Annotated in this window: 20 protein-coding genes; 16 read left to right on the plus strand and 4 right to left on the minus strand. The window is 67.8% G+C overall.

The window, feature by feature from the left end; genetic code table 11:
- Window positions 1-38: 38 nt before the first annotated feature.
- Window positions 39-1,226 (minus strand): ABC transporter substrate-binding protein, encoded by a 1,188-nt coding sequence (locus J2X09_RS06235; RefSeq protein ID WP_204732626.1) that lies wholly within the window; start codon window positions 1,224-1,226, stop codon window positions 39-41.
- A gap of 198 nt (window positions 1,227-1,424) precedes the next feature.
- Here J2X09_RS06235 and J2X09_RS06240 point away from each other — a divergent pair, with 198 nt between their 5' ends.
- From J2X09_RS06240 to J2X09_RS06280, 9 genes are all read left to right on the plus strand, one after another.
- Entirely contained in the window at window positions 1,425-1,856 is a 432-nt protein-coding gene (locus J2X09_RS06240) for a nuclear transport factor 2 family protein (protein ID WP_204732625.1), read from the plus strand.
- Entirely contained in the window at window positions 1,856-2,773 is a 918-nt protein-coding gene (locus J2X09_RS06245; protein ID WP_204732624.1) for a polysaccharide deacetylase family protein, read from the plus strand. The genes J2X09_RS06240 and J2X09_RS06245 overlap by 1 nt, the downstream gene beginning before the upstream one ends.
- Complete coding sequence (locus J2X09_RS06250; protein WP_204732623.1) at window positions 2,770-3,978, plus strand: amidase; 1,209 nt, start codon at window positions 2,770-2,772, stop codon at window positions 3,976-3,978. The genes J2X09_RS06245 and J2X09_RS06250 overlap by 4 nt, the downstream gene beginning before the upstream one ends.
- Window positions 3,979-3,994: 16 nt before the next feature.
- Entirely contained in the window at window positions 3,995-4,777 is a 783-nt protein-coding gene (locus J2X09_RS06255; RefSeq protein ID WP_204732622.1) for a GntR family transcriptional regulator, read from the plus strand.
- A 108-nt stretch (window positions 4,778-4,885) separates the two neighbouring features.
- Window positions 4,886-6,223 (plus strand): NAD(P)/FAD-dependent oxidoreductase, encoded by a 1,338-nt coding sequence (locus tag J2X09_RS06260; protein ID WP_204732621.1) that lies wholly within the window; start codon window positions 4,886-4,888, stop codon window positions 6,221-6,223.
- A complete protein-coding gene (locus J2X09_RS06265) occupies window positions 6,220-7,230 on the plus strand; it encodes a chorismate transformation FkbO/Hyg5 family protein (RefSeq protein WP_204732620.1) in 1,011 nt (336 codons plus the stop codon). The genes J2X09_RS06260 and J2X09_RS06265 overlap by 4 nt, the downstream gene beginning before the upstream one ends.
- Window positions 7,227-8,078, plus strand: coding sequence for a lysophospholipid acyltransferase family protein (locus J2X09_RS06270; RefSeq protein WP_310307766.1), 852 nt, complete (start codon window positions 7,227-7,229; stop codon window positions 8,076-8,078). Before J2X09_RS06265 ends, J2X09_RS06270 begins: the two co-directional genes overlap by 4 nt.
- A 3-nt stretch (window positions 8,079-8,081) precedes the next feature.
- A complete protein-coding gene (locus J2X09_RS06275) occupies window positions 8,082-8,843 on the plus strand; it encodes a glycosyltransferase family 2 protein (protein WP_204732619.1) in 762 nt (253 codons plus the stop codon).
- A gap of 6 nt (window positions 8,844-8,849) precedes the next feature.
- Complete coding sequence (locus J2X09_RS06280; RefSeq protein ID WP_204732618.1) at window positions 8,850-10,058, plus strand: cation:proton antiporter; 1,209 nt, start codon at window positions 8,850-8,852, stop codon at window positions 10,056-10,058.
- Here J2X09_RS06280 and J2X09_RS06285 read toward each other — a convergent pair.
- The 3 genes from J2X09_RS06285 to J2X09_RS06295 are packed head-to-tail and all read right to left on the minus strand — an operon-like array spanning window position 10,055 to window position 11,882.
- The gene (locus tag J2X09_RS06285) at window positions 10,055-10,642 is read right to left on the minus strand and encodes a TetR/AcrR family transcriptional regulator (protein WP_204732617.1); all 588 of its coding nucleotides are present in this window, start codon (window positions 10,640-10,642) and stop codon (window positions 10,055-10,057) included. The genes J2X09_RS06280 and J2X09_RS06285 overlap by 4 nt on opposite strands.
- Before the next feature lie 5 nt (window positions 10,643-10,647).
- A complete protein-coding gene (locus J2X09_RS06290) occupies window positions 10,648-11,043 on the minus strand; it encodes a RidA family protein (protein WP_204732616.1) in 396 nt (131 codons plus the stop codon).
- Window positions 11,031-11,882, minus strand: a complete 852-nt coding sequence (locus tag J2X09_RS06295) for an alpha/beta fold hydrolase (RefSeq protein ID WP_204732615.1) — start codon at window positions 11,880-11,882, stop codon at window positions 11,031-11,033. Before J2X09_RS06295 ends, J2X09_RS06290 begins: the two co-directional genes overlap by 13 nt.
- 135 nt (window positions 11,883-12,017) lie before the next feature.
- Between J2X09_RS06295 and J2X09_RS06300 the strand changes: the two genes are divergently transcribed.
- From J2X09_RS06300 to J2X09_RS06330, 7 genes are read left to right on the plus strand one after another with little or no spacing between them, the layout of a single operon-like run.
- Window positions 12,018-13,382: a metal-dependent hydrolase family protein gene (locus J2X09_RS06300; RefSeq protein ID WP_204732614.1), complete on the plus strand. Its 1,365-nt coding sequence runs from the start codon at window positions 12,018-12,020 to the stop codon at window positions 13,380-13,382.
- A gap of 4 nt (window positions 13,383-13,386) precedes the next feature.
- A complete protein-coding gene (locus J2X09_RS06305; protein WP_204732613.1) occupies window positions 13,387-14,214 on the plus strand; it encodes an alpha/beta fold hydrolase in 828 nt (275 codons plus the stop codon).
- Window positions 14,211-15,506: an aromatic ring-hydroxylating oxygenase subunit alpha gene (locus tag J2X09_RS06310; RefSeq protein ID WP_204732612.1), complete on the plus strand. Its 1,296-nt coding sequence runs from the start codon at window positions 14,211-14,213 to the stop codon at window positions 15,504-15,506. Before J2X09_RS06305 ends, J2X09_RS06310 begins: the two co-directional genes overlap by 4 nt.
- Window positions 15,503-15,976 (plus strand): aromatic-ring-hydroxylating dioxygenase subunit beta, encoded by a 474-nt coding sequence (locus J2X09_RS06315; RefSeq protein ID WP_204732611.1) that lies wholly within the window; start codon window positions 15,503-15,505, stop codon window positions 15,974-15,976. The genes J2X09_RS06310 and J2X09_RS06315 overlap by 4 nt, the downstream gene beginning before the upstream one ends.
- A gap of 10 nt (window positions 15,977-15,986) precedes the next feature.
- On the plus strand, window positions 15,987-16,295 hold the full coding sequence (andAb, locus tag J2X09_RS06320) for an anthranilate 1,2-dioxygenase ferredoxin subunit AndAb (protein WP_204732610.1): 309 nt from the start codon (window positions 15,987-15,989) through the stop codon (window positions 16,293-16,295).
- Entirely contained in the window at window positions 16,292-17,101 is an 810-nt protein-coding gene (locus J2X09_RS06325) for an ABC transporter permease (RefSeq protein WP_204732609.1), read from the plus strand. Before andAb ends, J2X09_RS06325 begins: the two co-directional genes overlap by 4 nt.
- An 18-nt stretch (window positions 17,102-17,119) precedes the next feature.
- Window positions 17,120-17,908 carry an ABC transporter ATP-binding protein gene (locus tag J2X09_RS06330; RefSeq protein WP_204732608.1) on the plus strand — a complete coding sequence of 263 codons (789 nt, stop codon included), beginning with the start codon at window positions 17,120-17,122 and terminating at the stop codon, window positions 17,906-17,908.
- The last annotated feature ends 6 nt before the right edge of the window (window positions 17,909-17,914 follow it).

Here is a 17,914-nt window from a genome sequence, read left to right on the forward strand (position 1 = left end):
CCCCTTGAGGGGGGAGCGCCGAAGGCGCGCAGGGGGTGTCAGTTCTTCACCGGCAGGATGCGGTTGTCGATGAACTGCGCCCAGACGTAGTCGGTCGAGTTCACCGCGTCGTGCACACCGGGTTTGAAAGGCTGCTCGTAGGTCTTGATCAGGCCTTCGTACTTGCCGATCTTGTAGAAACCCTGGCGCACGGCATCGCCTTCGGTGGAGCCGGCGGCGCTGATGGCCAGCGCGGCCAGCATCATGCCGTCGTACGCGTTGGCCACCCCCACGGCGGGCGTGATGTCGTCCGGGCCCTTGATGGCAGGGTACTTGGCCTTGAGCGCCGCGATCACCTTCTGGCCCACCGGGCCCTGCTCGCCGAAGAAGCTGTACGTCTGAACAAAGTGCACGTTCTTGCCGTTCGGTCCCGCGAGTTCGGTGAAGCGGCCACCCGCCGGACCCCAGTGCGACACGATCGGCACCTGCCAGCCCATGCGGTCGAGCGACTTGACCACCTGCGCCGACGGGCCGACGTTGCCGACCATGAACAGCGTGTCGGCACCGGCCGCCTTCAGGCGCGTGAGCTGCGGCACGACGTCGACGTCGTTGCCCTCGAACTTCTCCACACCGACCGCCTTCATGCCCTTGGCGGCCAGTGCGGCGTGCAGGCCCTTCTCGTTCGACTCGCCCCAGGGGTTGTTCACCAGGATCATGGCGGGCCTGGTCGACTTGAAGTTCTTCTGCGCGTAGTCCAGCATGCCGACGTTGACGATCTCGTCCACCGCCGAGACGCGGAAGGCGAAGTTCGGGTTGGCGCCGTTCTTGGTGATCGGCGTACCGGCGGCCCAGGGGCCCATGAAAGGCACTTTCTCCTGGTTGATCAGCGGCACGATGGCCATGGACACCGGCGTGTCCAGGCCGCCGAAGATGATGGCGACCTTCTCGCGGTGGATGAGTTCGCGCGCGGCCAGCACGCCCTTGGCCGGGTTGGCCTCGTCGTCGCGGCGCACCAGTTCCAGCTTGCGGCCACCCAGCAGACCGCCCTTGGCATTGATCTCGTCGATGGCGACGGTGAGACCACGCGTGATCGCCTCGCCAGCCAGTGCCGACTGACCCGAGAGCGCGGTGATCAGGCCGATCTTGATCGGATCGGCGGCGAACGCGGGCAAGGCCCACAGCGAACAGGTGACGGCGGCGGTGGCGGCCAGCAGGTGGCGGCGGGTCGGACGGGCGGCGTGGGTCATCGCGAATCTCCAGAGGGGGTTGAACATGACCGCCGCAGGATGCAAGGGCCGTGCCAGCGTCAACAAACACTATCAAATATTGTCAACAATCCTGTATTTGCTTTGTTTACCATATGGCATAAGGCTTGCTCACACAGAAGCCATGCACCTGCCGGGTCAGGCCCATGCCCCGAAGCGGTGCTCCAAGGAGAAACCACCATGAGCGAATCGCCAAAACAGTGCACCAGCGCGGGGCTCGACCCGGCCGGTGTGGTCGACGAATACCTGCGCATCCTGATGATCCCGGACCCCGTCAATGCCATGCGCTTCGTCGCACCGGGCCTGCGCATCCGCTTCACCGGCGGGCGCGCCATGAACGAACCGGCCGAGTGCGCGGCCTTCAACGCCAGCCGCTACGCGTGGGTGAAGAAGCGCATCGACCGCACCGAGCTGGTGGCTGGCGGCTCACCCGAGGAAACCGTGGTCTACAGCCTGGGCACGCTGTACGGCGCCTGGCCCGACGGCACGCCGTTCGAAGGCAACCGCTACGTGGACCGCTACGTGGTGCAGCACGGCCTGATCACGCAGATGGACGTGTGGAACGACAGCGCGGAATGGCTGCTGGTGCGCGCCGGCCTGGCCACCCTGTGATGAGCCACCTCGTCTACGACGGCGCACTGCCGCACCACGAGCGCTTCGACTACCTGCCGATCACGCGCCGGCCCGACCACGTGTGGCCCAACGGCGCGCGGCTGGCGGTCTACATCGGCTTCAACCTCGAGCACTTCGCGTTCGGCGAGGGCATGGGCGCAGGCATCGGTCCGGTCTCGCCCCACCCCGACGTGCTCAACGCCAGCTGGCGCGAGTACGGCAACCGCGTGGGCGCATGGCGCTGCATGGCGCTTTTCGACCAGCTCGCCCTGCCCTGCGCCACCCTGCTCAACACCGCACTGTACGACCACTGTCCCGAGCTGATTGCCGCCTGCGTGGCGCGCGGCGATGAGCTCGTGGGGCACGGACACACCAACGCCGAGCGGCAGGGCACGCTGCACGAGGCCGAGGAACGTCGGCTGCTCGCGCTGTGCCGCGAACGCATTGAACGGCACAGCGGCGTGGCGCCCACGGGCTGGCTCTCGCCCTGGATTTCCGAGAGCCGCCTCACACCCGACCTGCTGGCCGAGACGGGTTACCGCTACACGCTCAACTGGTGCCACGACGACCAGCCCGTGGCCATGCGCACACGCGGCGGCGAGCGGCTGTGGAGCGTGCCATACCCGCAGGAGCTCAACGACATCCCGATGATCGTGGCGCGCCAGATGGATGCGAAGGACTTCGCGCAGATGGTGATCGACAATTTCGACGAGATGCGCGAACAGGCGGCGCGGCAGCCACTCGTGATGGGCCTGGCGCTGCACCCGTACATCGTCGGCCAGCCCTATCGCCTGCGGCACCTGCGCCGCGCACTTGAACACCTGGCCCGCGCACGCGACGCGGGCGATATCTGGTTCACCACCCCGGGCGCGATCTGCGACGCCGCCGAACAACAGGCCCTGGCCGCCATCCCATGACAACGCTGACCGATCTTCCGCTCTCCCTGACCGACACCGTGGGCGCCTGGGTGCCGCACGGCCGCTTTCTGCGCCCCGGCCAGGCCAGCGGCCCACTGTCGGGCCTGCGTTTCGCCGCCAAGGATGTGTTCGATGTGGCCGGCCACCCCACCGGCGCGGGCAACCCCGCGTGGCTGGCCAGCCACGCGGTGCCCACGGCCAGCAGCCCGCTGATCGACACCTTGCTGGAAGCCGGCGCCACACTGGCCGGCAAGGTGCTCACCGACGAACTGGCCTACAGCATCCATGGCGACAACATCCACTACGGCACGCCGATCAACAGCGCCGCCCCCGACCGCGTGACCGGTGGTTCGTCCAGCGGCTCGGCCGCCGCCGTGGCGGCCCGCCTGGTGGACTTCGCGCTCGGCACCGACACCGGTGGCTCCACCCGCGTGCCCGCCAGCTACTGCGGCCTGTGGGGCCTGCGCACCACCCACGGCCTGCTCTGTCGCGAAGGCCTGGTGCCCCTGAACCCGCTGTTCGACACGCCCACCTGGCTGGCCCACGACGCGGGCACGTTCGAGCGCGTGGCGCGCGTGCTGCTGCCCGCATCGGCCTTTGCACCCACACGGGTGATCGTGCCCACCGATGCATGGGCCGAAGCCGAAGCGGTGTTCCAGCCCGCGCTGCACCTGGCCCGCGACACGCTCACCGCTCTGCTCGGAGCGCCCGCCTCCACGATCCAGGCATCGCCGGAGGGGCTCGAAGCCTGGCGCCAGGACTACGTGACCGCTTCCGCCTTCAACGGCTGGGAAACGCATGGCGCCTGGATCAGCAGCCACACCCCCGCGTTCGCCCCCCCGATCGCCTCGCGCTGGGCCTTCGCCAGCACGGTGCAGGCAGACGACGCGGCCGCCGCGCGCGAACGCATCGCGCGCGTTCGCGACCACGTGCGTGGCTGGCTCGGTCAGGACGGCGTGGCCGTGCTGCCGTCCGCCGCCAGCCTCGCGCCGCTGCGCGAAGCCGACCCCGCCGCCGTGGATGCGGTACGCATGCGCACGCTGCGCATCACCAGCATCGCCGGCCTGGCCGGCCTGCCGCAGGTGAGCCTGCCGTTGCGCAGCCCGGAAGGTCTGCCCATCGGCATCTCCCTGCTCGGCCCCGCCGGCAGCGACCGCGCACTGATCGCCCTGGCGGTGCGGCTGTGGCAAGCTATGCCGCACTGATCTCCAGGCTCAGCCCATGCCGCGAACCCCGAAAAAGCCCGCCGCCCCTGTGAACCGCGCCCCGTCCCGGGGCAAAGCCGCCGCGAGTGCCGAAGCGCCGCTGCCGAGCGGTGCACTGACGCCAGGCGCGTCCGGCGACACACCCGAGGACCGCATCTACCTGGCGGTGTTCGAGAGCGTGATGGGCCAGCGCCTCGCGCCTGGCACCAAGCTGCCCGAAGCCGCGCTGTGCGAACTGTTCGATGCCAGCCGATCCACCGTGCGCCAGGCCTTGCAGCGGCTGGCGCACGACCACATCGTGCAGCTGCGCCCCAACCGGGGCGCCATCGTGGCCATGCCCACGCCCGAGGAAACGCGGCAGATCTTCGAGGCGCGGCGCGGGCTGGAAGCCGCACTGGTGCGCCTGGCCGTGGCCCACGCCACCGCCGCCGACCTCAAGGCCTTGCGCGCGCAATTGCGTGCCGAGCACGAGGCCATGCACCGCTTCGACCAGCCCGCGTGGGCGCGGCTGGCCAGCAGCTTCCACCTCAAGATCGGCGAGCTCGGGCGCAACCCCATCCTGCACCGCTATCTGGTGGAGATGGTCTCGCGCTGTTCGCTCATCGTCGCGCTGTACGAACCGCCGGGCAACGCCTGCTGCGAGCACGACGAACACGAGGCCATCGTGAAGTGCATCGAGCGCGGCGATGCCGATGGCGCGGCGCGCCTGATGGAGGAGCATCTGCAGGTGCTGGAGCGCAACGTGAGGTTGCAGACCGAGGCCCGCGCGCCCGGTCTGAGGGAGCTTCTCGGGCTGTAACAGGCGTGGGCCAGCGCACGGTACCACCTTCGTTTACACCGCTACAATTTTGGACTGTCCACAGCCGAACACCACGGTGCACATCCGCACCGACGGTGTTGAGTCCATATGAACACTGACCAACCGGGACCCGAGCGCCACACCTGTGACGTTCTCGTGATCGGAGGGGGCCCCGCCGGCTCCACCGTGTCGCCATTGCTGGCTCGCCACGGGCACCGCGTCGTGCTGCTGGAAAAAGACCACCACCCGCGCTTCCACATCGGCGAATCCCTTTTGCCGGCCAACCTGCCCCTGCTGGAGCGACTGGGCGTGGCGGAACAGGTGAAGGCCATTGGCATGCACAAGCCAGGCGCCGAATTCGTCTCGCCCCAGCACGAGCAGTCTCAGTCGTTCTGGTTCGCCGAGGCTTGGGACAAGTCCATGCCCTATGCCTACCAGGTCAAGCGCGCAGACTTCGACGAGATCCTCATCCGCAACGCCACGCGCGAGGGGGTCGACGTGCACGAGGGCTGCAAGGCCACGGCGGTCGAGTTCCTGGCCGACCGCTCCGTGCGCGTGCACGCGCAGCACGACGACGGCCGCGAATCGGTGTGGGACGCGAAATTCCTGGTCGACGCCTCGGGCCGCGACACGTTTCTTGCATCCCGTTTCAAGATCAAGGACCGCAACCCGGCGCACAACAGCGCCTCGGTGTACGGCCACTTCACCAACGCGCTGCGCAACGAGGGCGAGGCCGCGGGCAACATCACCATTTTCTGGTTCGACCACGGCTGGTTCTGGTTCATCCCCCTGTCCGACGGCGCCACCAGCGTTGGCATGGTGACCTGGCCGTACCACATGAAGACGCGCCAGCAGCGCAGCCTGCAGCAGTTCCTGCTGGACAACATCGCCACCTGCAAGGCACTGGCCGCACGACTGGGCGACGCCACGCTGGTGACCGAGGTCGAGGCCACCGGCAACTTCTCGTATTCGGCCCAGCGCAACCACGGCGAGAACTACCTGATGCTGGGCGATGCCTTTACCTTCATCGACCCGGTGTTCTCCTCGGGCGTGTGGCTGGCCATGAACGGCGGCGAAATGGGCGCACAGACCATTCACACCTGCCTGACCGAACCCGCACGCGCCAGGGCCGCGCTCCGGCGCTTCGACCGCCAGATGCGCCACGGACCGAAGGAGTTCTCTTGGTTCATCTACCGCGTGACCAACCCCGTCATGCGCGACTTCTTCATGGGCCCGAGCAACGTCTTCCGCGTCAAGGAGGCCCTGCTGTCCATGCTGGCCGGCGACATCTTCGGCCGCACGCCGATCTGGCGTTCGCTGCTGCTGTTCAAGGCGCTCTATTACGGCTTCAACCTGGCGCAGCCACGCCGCGCGCTGGCCGCTTGGCGCCGGCGGCGCGCCAACATCCGCCCGGGTGACGAATCGGCGCTGGTGCGTCCATCGTGAGTCTGCAGCACACCCTCGCCGTGCAGACGGGCGTGCCGCCCAAGGCGCGTGGCAACGAACTCGGTGGTGTGGCCCTGGGCGACACCAAAGATCTGGCGGCCGCGGCCTGGCCCCGACAGCACCTGCGCACACGCCTGCTGGACACGGCCGGCCCGCTGCTGCAGGAATGCTGGCTCGCCGAAGGCCCGCTGGCGCAGGGCCACAGCGAAGGCATTCACTGGAGGCGCGGCGATGGCATGCTGTACGGCGTGATCGAACTGCACGAGACCGACACACCGACCACGCGCGACGACTCGCCGCTGCGCGCCACCAGCCGCCTGGCCTACGAGCGGCTGTTCCGCCTGCTGCGCGAGCAGGGCACGCCGCACCTGTGGCGCGTGTGGAACTACATGGGCCGCATCAATGACGCGTCGCACGGGCTGGAGCGCTACCGGCAGTTCAACCTCGGCCGGTACGATGCCTTCGTGCAGGCGCAGCGCGACACGGGCGGTCAGGTGCCGGCGGCCTGCGCCCTCGGCCTGCAAGAGGGTCCACTGTCGATCGCCTTCCTGGCGGGCACCACGCCCCTGGTGCCGCTGGAGAACCCGCGCCAGGTGAGCGCATGGCGCTACCCGTCGCAATATGGCCCGCAGGCACCCACCTTCTCTCGCGCCGCACTGGCGCATCCGCGCGGGCAGGAAGCCCTGTTCATCTCGGGCACCGCCAGCATCGTGGGGCATGAAACCGTGCACCCTGGCGACGTGGCCGCGCAATGCCGCGAGACGGTGCGCAACCTGGAGTGCCTGGTGCAGGAAGCCAACCGCGTGGCGCGCTCGCGGCCGTTCTCGCTGGCGGGGCTGAGCCACCGCGCCTATGTGCGGCATGCGGACGACGCGGTCACCGTGCGGCACACGCTGGAGCCCCTGCTGGGTGGCGCGCCGCTGGTGTGTGTGCAGGCCGACGTGTGCCGCAGCGATCTGCTGGTGGAGATCGAATGCCACGCCATCCATTCCACGGAGCCGGCATGAGCACCGCACCCGGTCGTTCCCAGACCCGCCAACAGGGCGAAGAGGCTCCGGTGAGCGCGATGGCCAGCCAGCCGGCCTCGCTGTTGTGGAGCGTGTACGAGCACATCGCGATGGTGCTCGGGCTGAGTTCGCTGGCCGTGATCTGCCTCACCTGGACACCGCTGGCGCTCGCGCTGTACCCGGTGCTGCCCACGCCACTGGGCCGCTGGCTGGGCCGCCAGGCCATCATGCGCGGCTTCCGCCTCTATGTGACCATCCTGCGCACGCTGTGCGCCTGCCGGTTCGACCTCTCCGAGATTGACACCCTGCGCGACCAGGGGCCCATGGTCATCGCCGCCAACCATCCGTCACTGCTCGACGCGGTGCTGATCACCTCGCGCCTGCCCGACGCCGTCTGCTTCATGAAAGCCGAGCTGATGGACAACCCCCTGTTCGGTGCGGGCGCGCGCATGGCGCGCTATGTGCGCAACGACCACCTGCTCAGCGCCGTGCAGATCTGCCGGCGTGAACTGGAACAGGGCGCGCAACTCGTGATCTTTCCGGAAGGCACGCGCACCGTCGGTTACCCGGAGAACCCGCTCAACCCGCTGTCGCGTTCCACCGCCCTGATCGCCTCGCGCGCCGGCGTGCCGGTGCAGACGCTGATCATCGAGTTCTCCAGCCCGTACCTGGGCAAGGGCTGGCCGCTGTGGCGCCGGCCCAGCCTGCCGCTGACCTGCCGCGTGCGGCTGGGCAAGCGCTTCGACGTGCCGCGCGACGCGCGCGCGTTCACCGCCGAACTGGACGCCCACTTCCGCTCCGAACTCGACACCCCCTCCACCGCCCACGCCACGTCCGCCGCGGCCTGACCCATGCCCCTTCCCAGCAGCACGCACCTGGTCCTCATTCCCAGCTACAACCCGGGCCGCAAGGTGCTGGCCACCGTGCGCGCCGCGCGCGCGCAGTGGACCCCGGTGTGGGTGGTGATCGATGGCAGCACCGACGGTTCGGCCGGGTGGCTGGCCGAAGAGGCCGAGCGCGATCCGGGCCTGCGCGTGATCACCATGCCGCGGAACCAGGGCAAGGGTGCGGCCGTGCTGCACGGCATCACCCTGGCGGCACAGGCCGGCTTCACGCATGCGCTCACCATGGATTCCGATGGCCAGCACCCCGAGGGCCTGATCCCGTCGTTCATGGCCACCTCGCAGGCCCACCCGGACGCGATGGTGCTGGGCAAACCCGTGTTCGGACCCGAAGCGCCCGCGCTGCGCGTGAACGGGCGCAAGGTGTCCAACGCCTGGGCAAACCTTGAAACCCTGGGCATGGGCATCGGCGATTCGCTGTACGGTTTTCGCGTCTACCCCATCCCGCCACTGATGCGCGTGATGCAGGGCACGCGCTTCATGCGGCGTTTCGACTTCGACCCCGAGGCGGTGGTGCGACTGTGCTGGGCGGGCGTGCGCCCCATCAACATCGACGCGCCGGTCCGCTACTTCACACCCGAAGAAGGCGGCGTCTCGCACTTCAAGTACCTGCGCGACAACGCGCTGCTCAGCTGGATGCACACCCGCCTGTTCACCGGCTTCGTGCTGCGCCTGCCCCTGCTGCTGTGGCGCCGCCTGGGCAGCCGCTGAACACGCATGAACACCACCGAAGTTTTCCTGATCGCCATGGCGATCATCTTCACCGTGCCCTGGCTGATCTGGCGCCTGGGACGCACCGACTACTGGGCCCCGCTGGTGGTGGTGCAGATCATCACCGGCATCCTGCTTGGCCCGGGCGTGCTGGGCAAGGCCTTTCCGGAATTCCACCAGTTCGTGTTCAACCCCGCGGTGATCCAGTCGCTCAACGGCGTGGCCTGGTGGGCCGTCATGCTGTTCGTGATGGTCGCCGGCATCGAGCTCGACCTGGGCCAGGCCTGGAAGCACCGGCGTGAAAGCGGCATCACCGCCGGCCTCGCCCTGGGCATGCCCCTGCTGCTGGGCAGCCTGGCAGCGCTGGTGTTGCTGGGCCGCCCGGGCTGGGTCGGCAGCGCCGCACTGCCCTGGCAGTTCGTGGCCGGCGTGGGCATGGCCTGTGCGGTCACTGCACTGCCGATCCTGATCCTGCTGATGGAGAAGATGCACGTGCTGCGCCAGCCGCTGGGCCAGCGCATCCTGCGCTACGCCAGCCTGGACGACATCGCCATCTGGGGCGTGCTGGCGCTGATCCTCATGGACTGGCAGCGCGTGGGCAAGCAGGTCTTCTTCCTGTTCGCCTTCGCCCTGTTGGCCTGGGGTTTCCGGCACCTGATGCACCGCCTGCGCGAGGCCGACCGCTGGGCACTCGCCCTCATCTGGCTCGCGGTGTGTGCCTTCGGTGCCGACTGGTCGGGCCTGCACTACATGGTGGGCGCGTTCCTCGCCGGCGTGGTGATGGACGCCGGGTGGTTCGACCAGGACCGGCTCGACCAGCTGCGCCACCACGTGCTGCTGGTGATCATGCCGGTGTTCTTCCTCTCCACCGGCCTGCGCACCAACTGGGACGTCGGCGGGGCAGCCGTCGTCGGCGCCGCAGCTCTGCTGCTGGCGGTCTCGGTCAGCGGCAAGCTGCTGGGCGTTCACATCGCCGGTCGCGTGCTACGCTGGCCACCCGGTGAAGCCTCCATCATCGGCTGGCTGCTGCAGACCAAGGCGTTGATCATGATCATCTTCGCCAACGTGCTGCTGGACAAACACATCATCACCAGCGAGACCTTCACCGCGCTGCTGCTGATGGCCGTGGCCAGCACGATGATGACGGTGCCGATGGTGGAACCGAAGCTGCGCCGCGTGCGCGCCAGCGGAAAGGCCAGCGCCATCGCGGGCTAGCGTTTCGGCGGCTTCCCGCTGAGCATGCGGCAGAAGGCGTCGATGGTGTGGTCGCTGCAGCGGCGCTCGGGCACCGTGTGCGCGTACATGATGTAGCCGTCCGTGGTCATCACGATCATGTGGGCCATGTCCGTGCCGCGCACCAGGCTGTGGCGCTCGGGCGGCAGGGCATCGAGCAGCATGCGCTCGATCTGCGCCTCCATCCACGCGATCAGGTTCGGCCGGTACTCGCCATCGGGCGTGGCCGTCGAGATGGCCTGGATCACGTTGTTGGCGAAACCGTGCTCCAGCTCGGGCAGCTCCTGCCAGAGCATGGCGAGCAGGCGCTTGAGCCGCCGTTCGGGCGATTTCAGCGCCGCGAGCTGTTCATCGAGCGTGGCGAATTGCGCGCGGATCCAGGGGTCGAAGATCGCGTACAGGATGGAGAGCTTGGACGAGAAATACGAGTAGATGTTCGGCGTCGATATCTGCGCGGTCTTGCCGATCATCGGCAACGTGGTGCCGGCGTAACCGTGGGCGGTGAACAGCTGGAAGGCGGCGTCCAGGATGGCGGTGCGTACATGTTCTTTCTTGACCTGTGCCATGGTGTTCAGTCTGCTTGCAGGGGACGGTAAGCCACCGCCTCGACCTCGATTCTCCATGCCGGATCTAGCAATCCCTGGACCAGCACCAGCGTCGATGCGGGTCGGCTCTCGCCCAGGTGCCGCAGGCGGATGGCGCGCATGGGTGCGATGTCGGCGCGGTCCACCAGGTAGGTGGTGGTCTTCACCACATGCTCCATGCCCAGGCCGGCGGCGCGCAGGGCGCGCACGACATGGCCCCAGGTCAGCTCGGCCTGCTCCTCGATGCCCTCGGGTGTGTGGCCTTGCGCATCGATACCGACCTGGCCGGAGATGTGCAGCCACTCGCCCGGGCCCTGTACCCGGGTGATTTGTGAGTACGGGCCTGCAGGTGCGGGCAGATCGGCGGGGTTCAGGTATTGCATGGCGTGGCCTGTCGGGTTGGAAGGTGGGCGAGCGCCAGAGCGAGCACATCGTCGGTGCGCTCCAGCATCGGGTTGTGACCGCAGCGCGAGAGCAGCATGAGCCGCGCGTCCTGCAGATGGTCCAGCAGGTGCAGCGCACTTTCGCGGTAGGGAACCGGCCTGTCGTCGCGACCGTGGATGAGCAGCACGCGGGCACGCACCCGCTGGAGCACATCGGGAGACAGCCAGCAGCTCTGCAGGTGGGCCTGCTTGCCGCTCGCCATCATCGCGTCGAAGTATGGCCCGAGGCCTTCGGCGGAAAGCCGGCCGAAGCGGTCTTCGATCTGCGCATCGCTGAGCAGACCGGGGGCGTACACCGCGCCTTCCATCGCGCGGCGCATGGCCTCGGGCGTGGCGGGGGACGCCCAGAACCGGTCGAGTGTCTCGTTGAGTTCTTGCGCACCACCACCGGCACCGGTACCGATCACGGTCGTCACGCTCGGCTCTTCCGCCGCCACCGACAGCGCCACGGCCGCACCCAGCGACTGCCCCCACACCGCGAGCTCGGTCGCACCGATGCGCGACACCGCCGCGCGTGCCTGTTTCACCCACAAATCGAAGTCGAACAGCGGTGGCGCCTGTTTCCTGGGCGACGCACCAAAACCGATCAGGTCGATCCCATAAACCGTGCGCTGCGCCGCCAATGCGGGCAGCACCGCAGAAAAGTTGGCGCGGATCGAGGTGCCGGGGCCGATGCCGTGTACCAGGAGCAGGGGTGGGCCGCCCCCATATATGTGCACGGCGAATTCGCCGGCTTCGAAAGCCCAGGTTTCGGTTCGGGATGGGAGCGCGGATGTCATGGATGGCACGTGTGTTGCTTTATCGAATGGTAATCGGTTTTGAGTTGACAACGCAAAACGGATGCCATCCCGACGGTGTCGCCAGCGATGCGAAGGCCGTCCTTGCCCTTCACCTGATCACGAACATTTCTCACGATGACAGCAAGAACCTTCATCCACTGCGGCCATCTCTTCGATGGTCTGTCAGGACGTGCCGAGGCCCTGCAGACCCTGGTGGTGTACGGCGACACCATCGACTGGGTCGGCCCCACGGCGCAGGCGCCGGACATGACCGACGGCGACACGCTGCTCGACTACTCGGGTCTGTTCGTGATGCCCGGCATGGTCGATTGCCACGCGCACATCACCTACGGCAACGCACTCACGCAGGAAGACATCGACCTGTATGCCTCGATGGAGTTCAGGACCTTGCGCTCCATGGTGGCGGCGCAGGCCATCCTCAAATCGGGCTTCACCTCGATCATCGATCCCGCGTGTTCGGGTCTGATCTCGCCCGCCGTGCGCGATGCGGTGAACGTCGGCCTGTTCCAGGGTCCACGCATCACCGCATCGGGCCGCGCACTGACAACGCAGCAGGGCCTGTACGACTGGTACCCGGAGTGGATCGGTGTGCCCGAGGCCTCCACGGGCGTGATGACCACGTCGATGGACCAGGCCATCGCGCTGATCCGTCAGCAGGCCAAGTCGGGCGTCGACGCGATCAAGCTCACCATGGATGGCATTCACGCGCGCCGCAACGGGGGCGGCCTGATCTCGGCCTACACGCAGGCCGAGACGCACACCATGGTCGACGAGATCCACCGCCTCGGCAAACTCGCGGTGGTGCATGCGCGTGGCCGTGAAGGCGCGTTGTACTCGGCGCGTGCGGGCGTGGACATCATCTACCACGCATCCAGCATCTGCGACGAAGGCATCCAGGCCGCGCTGGACAACCAGGTTTATCTCTGCCCCTCGCTCGCGCTGCTGGTCAACAACATCGAGTTCCACGAGCCGACCGATCCTTCGGCCCCCTGGTGGCCCGACATCCAGCGCCGCGAACTGGCCACGGCCTCGAAAAACCTGACGCGGGCCCGCGAAGCCGGCGTGCGCTTCATGTCGGGCTCGGAAGCCGGCTTCGCGGTCACGCCATATGGCGAGTGGGGCGCGAAGGAGCTCGAGGCGCACGTGCGCTACGTGGGCATGACGCCCGCCGAGGCCATCATCTGCGCCACGGTCGACAGCACACGGCTGCTGCGCGAACGCGACCGCCTGGGCGGTCTGGTCCAGGGCAGGCTCGCCGACCTGGTGGCCGTGCATGGCGACCCACTGCAGGACATCACGCTGCTGCAGCGCCGCGAGGCCATCCAGGCGGTGCTGCTCGGCGGCAAACCCGTCGACCTCACGCCCGCACCGACGCACGCGCGCCACTTCTCCGAGTTCTCGCAAGGCATGTGGAACCGCGTCTACGACCGGCCCTATGTCGATGCCCACTTCCCCCGCTCACAAGCCCAGCCGGCCTGACCCCATGATCCAGTATCCCCTCACCCTCCACGGCACGCGCACGCGCGTGCTGGAAGCCGGTCTCACCGGCCCCGTCGTCGTGCTCATCCACGGCCTGTCCACGCGGGCCGACCGCTGGAAAGGCGCGATGGAACACCTGGCCGAACAGGGTTTCCGCGCCATCGCCTTCGACCTGCCGGGCCATGGTCTGGCCGACAAGCCGCCGGCGTTCGACTACACCTCGCAAGGCCTGGCCACGTACACGCTCGCCGTGATGGACGCGCTGGGCATCCCCGAGGCGCACCTCGTGGGCACCTCGCTGGGCGGCCATGTGGCGTCCCTCGTCGCCGAGCGCGCAGCCGACCGCTGCACCAGCCTGTACCTGGTCGCGCCCCTGGGCCTCGCACCGATCGCGCCCGAAGCGGGCGAAGGCATTCGCCGCAGCGTGCGCAACGTGTCCATCGAAGGTGTGCGCGCCAAGCTGCAGAGTGTGTTCATCGACCCGTCGCTGGCCACCGAGGAGCTGATCGTCGAGGAGTCGCGCATCAACAGCTCGCCGGGTGCCGTGACCGCGCTGAGCGCGCTGGGTGACTACATCGTCGAGCGGCTCAACGGCGAACTCGTGACCGACAGCCTGGTGCGGCTGGCCGGCGATATGCCGGTGGGCCTGCTGTGGGGCGAGCACGATCGCATGGTGCCGCTGACCGTGGGCGAGGCCGCCGCCGAAGCGCTTGGCCAGGGCGAGCTGCCGGTGATGCGCGGCGTGGGCCACGCGCCGTACGTGGAACAGCCCGAGGAATTCGTCCGCCGCTGGATCGACTTCGCCACGCAGGCCTGCGGGAGCCCCGCATGAAGATCAACGACATTCCCGTGCGCACCGCCACCGCGCCCGATCCGCTCGATCACTTCAAGTGGCCGAACGCCGACTACACGCGCACGCCCTACCGCGTGTTCACCGACGAGGCCATCCACGAACGCGAGATGCAGCGCATCTTCCAGGGACCGACCTGGAACTACCTCGCGCTGGAGGCGGAGATCCCCGAGCCCGGTTCGTACAAGACGGTGCAGGTCGGCAACATGCCGGTGGTGGTCTCGCGCAACCAGCAGGGCGAGGTGAAGGCGTTCGTGAACCGTTGCGCCCACCGCGGCGCGACCGTGGTGCGCCAGGAGTTCGGCAAGGCCGACAACCACCCCTGCATTTACCACCAGTGGAACTACGACAGTGCAGGCAGCCTGTGTGGCGTGCCCTACCGCCGGGGTCTCAACGGCAACGGCGGCTACCCGGCCGATTTCAAGCCGGGCCAGCACGGCCTGCAACGCCTGAACATCGCGCTTTACAAGGGCCTGATCTTCGGCAGCTTCAGCGACGACGCGCCCGACCTCATCGAGTACCTCGGGCCCAACGTGGTCATGCACCTGGACCGCATCTTCATCAAGCCGGTGAAGATACTGGGCTACCACCGCCAGCGCATCTCTGCGAACTGGAAGCTGTACTTCGAGAACATCAAGGACCCATATCACGCCGGCCTGCTGCACACCTTCATGGCCACCTTCGGTGTCTACCGCTCCACGCAGCGCGGCAACACGCTGCTGAGTCCGGGCGGTGGCCATGCGGTCGTGTACTCGGTGACCAACACCGACGACACGGCCAGCGTGGTGGAGGCCTACAAGGGCACGACCAACAAATACCAGGACGACTTTGCCCTGTCCGATCCCGCGCTGCTGCAATGGACGCCGGACTTCCACGATGGCATCGGCAACCTGATCATCTCGGTGTTCCCCAACATGGTGGTTCACCAGATCCTGAACACGCTCGCCACCCGCCAGGTGCGCCCCCTGGGCACTGGCGCCATGGAGCTGTACTGGACCTACTTCGGTTTCGAGGACGACGCTGCCGAACAGACCGCCGCGCGCCTGCGCCAGCTCAACCTGGTGGGGCCGGCGGGCTACATCTCGATGGAAGACGGTGAGGCCATCCGGCTGGTGCAGCAATCGGTGGCGGGCGAGCGCGACGCGACCTCCTTCATCGAGATGGGCGGTCGTGGCCCGATCGTCGACGCGGACCATGTGGTGACCGAGGTCTGCACACGCGGCTTCTGGCAGCAGTACGCCCGCACCATGGGCTTCGAGCCGGAGGCGTCATGATGCCGTCGATCCGCGAACAGGTGATGGACCTGCAACTGCGCTACGCGCACGCCATCGACGAAGACGCGCTGGAGCAATGGCCGGGCTTTTTCACCGAGGCCTGCCGTTACCGCGTGATCCCGCGCGAGAACCACGCACGCGGCCTGCCCGCCTGCCTCATCGACTGCACGGGTCAGGCGATGCTGAAGGACCGCGTGGCGTCGCTTCGCAGTGCCAACATCTACAACATCCACTTCGACCGGCACCTGATGTCACCACCGCTGGTGGAAGCGGGCAGCGAGCCGCACACGGCCACTGCCCGCACGCAATTCCTGGTGTTGCAGTCCGACCAGTCGGGCGTCAGCAAGCTGTTCGCCACCGGCGTCTACCTGGACGTCATCGAACTCGGCACCGGCTCACCCCGCTTCCGCGAACGCACCGTCGTCCTGGACACCTATGGCGTCCCGGAGCTGCTGGCGACCCCCCTCTGAGGAACCCCACATGACGCAATGGCACGACGTCGGCGAGCCCGACGATTTCCCCGATCAAGGCATCTGGCCCGTGCGGATCGCCGGGGTCGAGGTGGCGGTGTTCCGCCTCGGCGATGAACTCCACGCGCTGCACGATCAATGCACCCATGGCATGGCGCGCCTGTCCGACGGCTATGTGGAAGACGGCTGCGTGGAATGTCCGCTGCACCAGGGCCTGTTCGACATCCGGACCGGTGAACCCCGCTGCGCACCGGTGACGCAGGCCGTGCAGTGTTTTCCGGTCCGCGTGGTCGCGGGGCGGGTGGAGGTCGCCGCATGAACACGGTCGCCACCCCTCTTGCGCCGTCGAAGGCCGCCGCACATGGCGGTCCCTGGCGCCCGTCCACCGAGGCACTCTGGACAACCGCCTCGGTGCTGACGCTGCTCGGCATCTGGTCGGTCGCTTCGTGGTTCCTGCCCCCGGCCGTGCTGCCCTCGCCATGGCTCGTGGTGCAGGCCATGGCCGCGCTGGTGCAGACGCAGGAGCTCTGGACGGACACGGCCGTCACCCTGGGGCGCATTGCACTGGCGTTTGCCATCGGCATGGGTGCAGCGATCCTGCTGGGCTCCGCCATGGCCATGTCCCGGCGCGCGGGCGTGTTCTTCCGCGTCTGGATCGTCTGCGGTATCACGGTGCCGGCGATCGTGACTATCCTCACCGTCTACATGGTGGTGGGCATGAACGACCGGGGCGCGGTGCTGGGCGCGGCGCTCACCGTCATTCCTTTCCTTGCCATCAACATCCGCGAAGGGCTCAAGAACCTCGACACGCGACTGCTGCAGATGGGCAAGGTGTTCCGCGCCTCGCGCGGGCAGGTGGTGCGCTCCATCATCGCGCCGCAGGTCGCGCCCATGCTGCTCGCCTCCGCGCGTTTCGGCCTGGGCCTCGTCTGGAAGATGGTGCTGTTCGTTGAACTTCTGGGCCGTGGCGACGGCGTGGGCTTTCGCATCGAGTACTACTTCCAGCTCTTCGACATGACCAGCGTGCTGGCCTATGCGATGTGCTTCGTGCTGGTGATGCTGGCCATCGAAGTCGGCATCTTCGGCTGGCTGGAAAAGCGCGCCTTCCGGTGGCGCCAGGGCTGACCCCACAGGAGCACACACATGGCACAGATCCAGGTATCCACCGTTTCCAAGACCTTTTCGTCCGCCTCGAACGCGCCACGCCGCGTGCTCGACGGCGTGAGCTTCTCCATCGGCGAGGGCGAGGTGGTTGGCTTGCTGGGCCCGTCGGGCTGCGGCAAGTCCACCTTGCTCAACATCGTGGCCGGGCTCGATGAAGCGCACACGGGCAGCGTCACTGTGCAGGGGCGTCCGATGCGCGAACAGCTCGGCGCGGGCTTCCGCGTTTCGTACGTGTTCCAGGAGTCGCGCCTGCTGCCCTGGTACACGCTGCAGCAGAACCTCGAGTTCGTGCTGCAGGCCGGCGAGTTCCCGCGCAGCGAATGGGCCGGCCGCATCGAGCGCGTGCTCTCGGCGGTCGATCTCACCGGGTTCCGGGACTTCTACCCCGCCCAGCTCTCTGGCGGCATGCAGCAGCGTGCGTCCATCGCGCGCGCCTTCTGCATCGACCCGGACATCCTGCTGATGGACGAACCCTTCAGCGCACTGGACGAACTCACCGCGCGCAAGCTGCGGCAGAGCCTGCTCGATCTCTGGGAGAAGTTCCGCACCACCATCGTCTTCGTCAGCCACAACGCGTTCGAGTCCACCTTCCTGGCCGACCGCATCCTGGTGATGGGACACGGAAAGATCACCCACGAGATCGACCTGAGCGGCTCGCCCCGCCCGCGTTGCTACGACGACACCGCGCTTTTCGAGACCAGCAAGCGCGTCATCCGCACGCTCGAACAGCATTCCGTTTCCCCACCCTCCCTCCAGCCCCACCCCTGAAACCTG

The sequence above is a fragment of the Hydrogenophaga laconesensis genome, from assembly GCF_031457235.1.
GTDB lineage: Bacteria > Pseudomonadota > Gammaproteobacteria > Burkholderiales > Burkholderiaceae_C > Hydrogenophaga > Hydrogenophaga laconesensis.

Bases quoted from the DNA above. Each gene is read 5' to 3' on its own strand.
- J2X09_RS06275 (WP_204732619.1), top strand. From the start codon at position 8,082: ATGCCCCTTCCCAGCAGCACGCACCTGGTCCTCATTCCCAGCTACAAC.
- J2X09_RS06250 (WP_204732623.1), top strand. From the start codon at position 2,770: ATGACAACGCTGACCGATCTTCCGCTCTCCCTGACCGACACCGTGGGC.
- J2X09_RS06315 (WP_204732611.1), top strand. From the start codon at position 15,503: ATGATGCCGTCGATCCGCGAACAGGTGATGGACCTGCAACTGCGCTAC.
- J2X09_RS06245 (WP_204732624.1), top strand. From the start codon at position 1,856: ATGAGCCACCTCGTCTACGACGGCGCACTGCCGCACCACGAGCGCTTC.
- J2X09_RS06295 (WP_204732615.1), bottom strand. From the start codon at position 11,882: ATGACATCCGCGCTCCCATCCCGAACCGAAACCTGGGCTTTCGAAGCC.
- J2X09_RS06305 (WP_204732613.1), top strand. From the start codon at position 13,387: ATGATCCAGTATCCCCTCACCCTCCACGGCACGCGCACGCGCGTGCTG.
- J2X09_RS06260 (WP_204732621.1), top strand. From the start codon at position 4,886: ATGAACACTGACCAACCGGGACCCGAGCGCCACACCTGTGACGTTCTC.
- J2X09_RS06290 (WP_204732616.1), bottom strand. From the start codon at position 11,043: ATGCAATACCTGAACCCCGCCGATCTGCCCGCACCTGCAGGCCCGTAC.
- J2X09_RS06280 (WP_204732618.1), top strand. From the start codon at position 8,850: ATGAACACCACCGAAGTTTTCCTGATCGCCATGGCGATCATCTTCACC.
- andAb (WP_204732610.1), top strand. From the start codon at position 15,987: ATGACGCAATGGCACGACGTCGGCGAGCCCGACGATTTCCCCGATCAA.
- J2X09_RS06330 (WP_204732608.1), top strand. From the start codon at position 17,120: ATGGCACAGATCCAGGTATCCACCGTTTCCAAGACCTTTTCGTCCGCC.
- J2X09_RS06270 (WP_310307766.1), top strand. From the start codon at position 7,227: ATGAGCACCGCACCCGGTCGTTCCCAGACCCGCCAACAGGGCGAAGAG.
- J2X09_RS06300 (WP_204732614.1), top strand. From the start codon at position 12,018: ATGACAGCAAGAACCTTCATCCACTGCGGCCATCTCTTCGATGGTCTG.
- J2X09_RS06255 (WP_204732622.1), top strand. From the start codon at position 3,995: ATGCCGCGAACCCCGAAAAAGCCCGCCGCCCCTGTGAACCGCGCCCCG.
- J2X09_RS06310 (WP_204732612.1), top strand. From the start codon at position 14,211: ATGAAGATCAACGACATTCCCGTGCGCACCGCCACCGCGCCCGATCCG.
- J2X09_RS06235 (WP_204732626.1), bottom strand. From the start codon at position 1,226: ATGACCCACGCCGCCCGTCCGACCCGCCGCCACCTGCTGGCCGCCACC.
- J2X09_RS06285 (WP_204732617.1), bottom strand. From the start codon at position 10,642: ATGGCACAGGTCAAGAAAGAACATGTACGCACCGCCATCCTGGACGCC.
- J2X09_RS06240 (WP_204732625.1), top strand. From the start codon at position 1,425: ATGAGCGAATCGCCAAAACAGTGCACCAGCGCGGGGCTCGACCCGGCC.
- J2X09_RS06325 (WP_204732609.1), top strand. From the start codon at position 16,292: ATGAACACGGTCGCCACCCCTCTTGCGCCGTCGAAGGCCGCCGCACAT.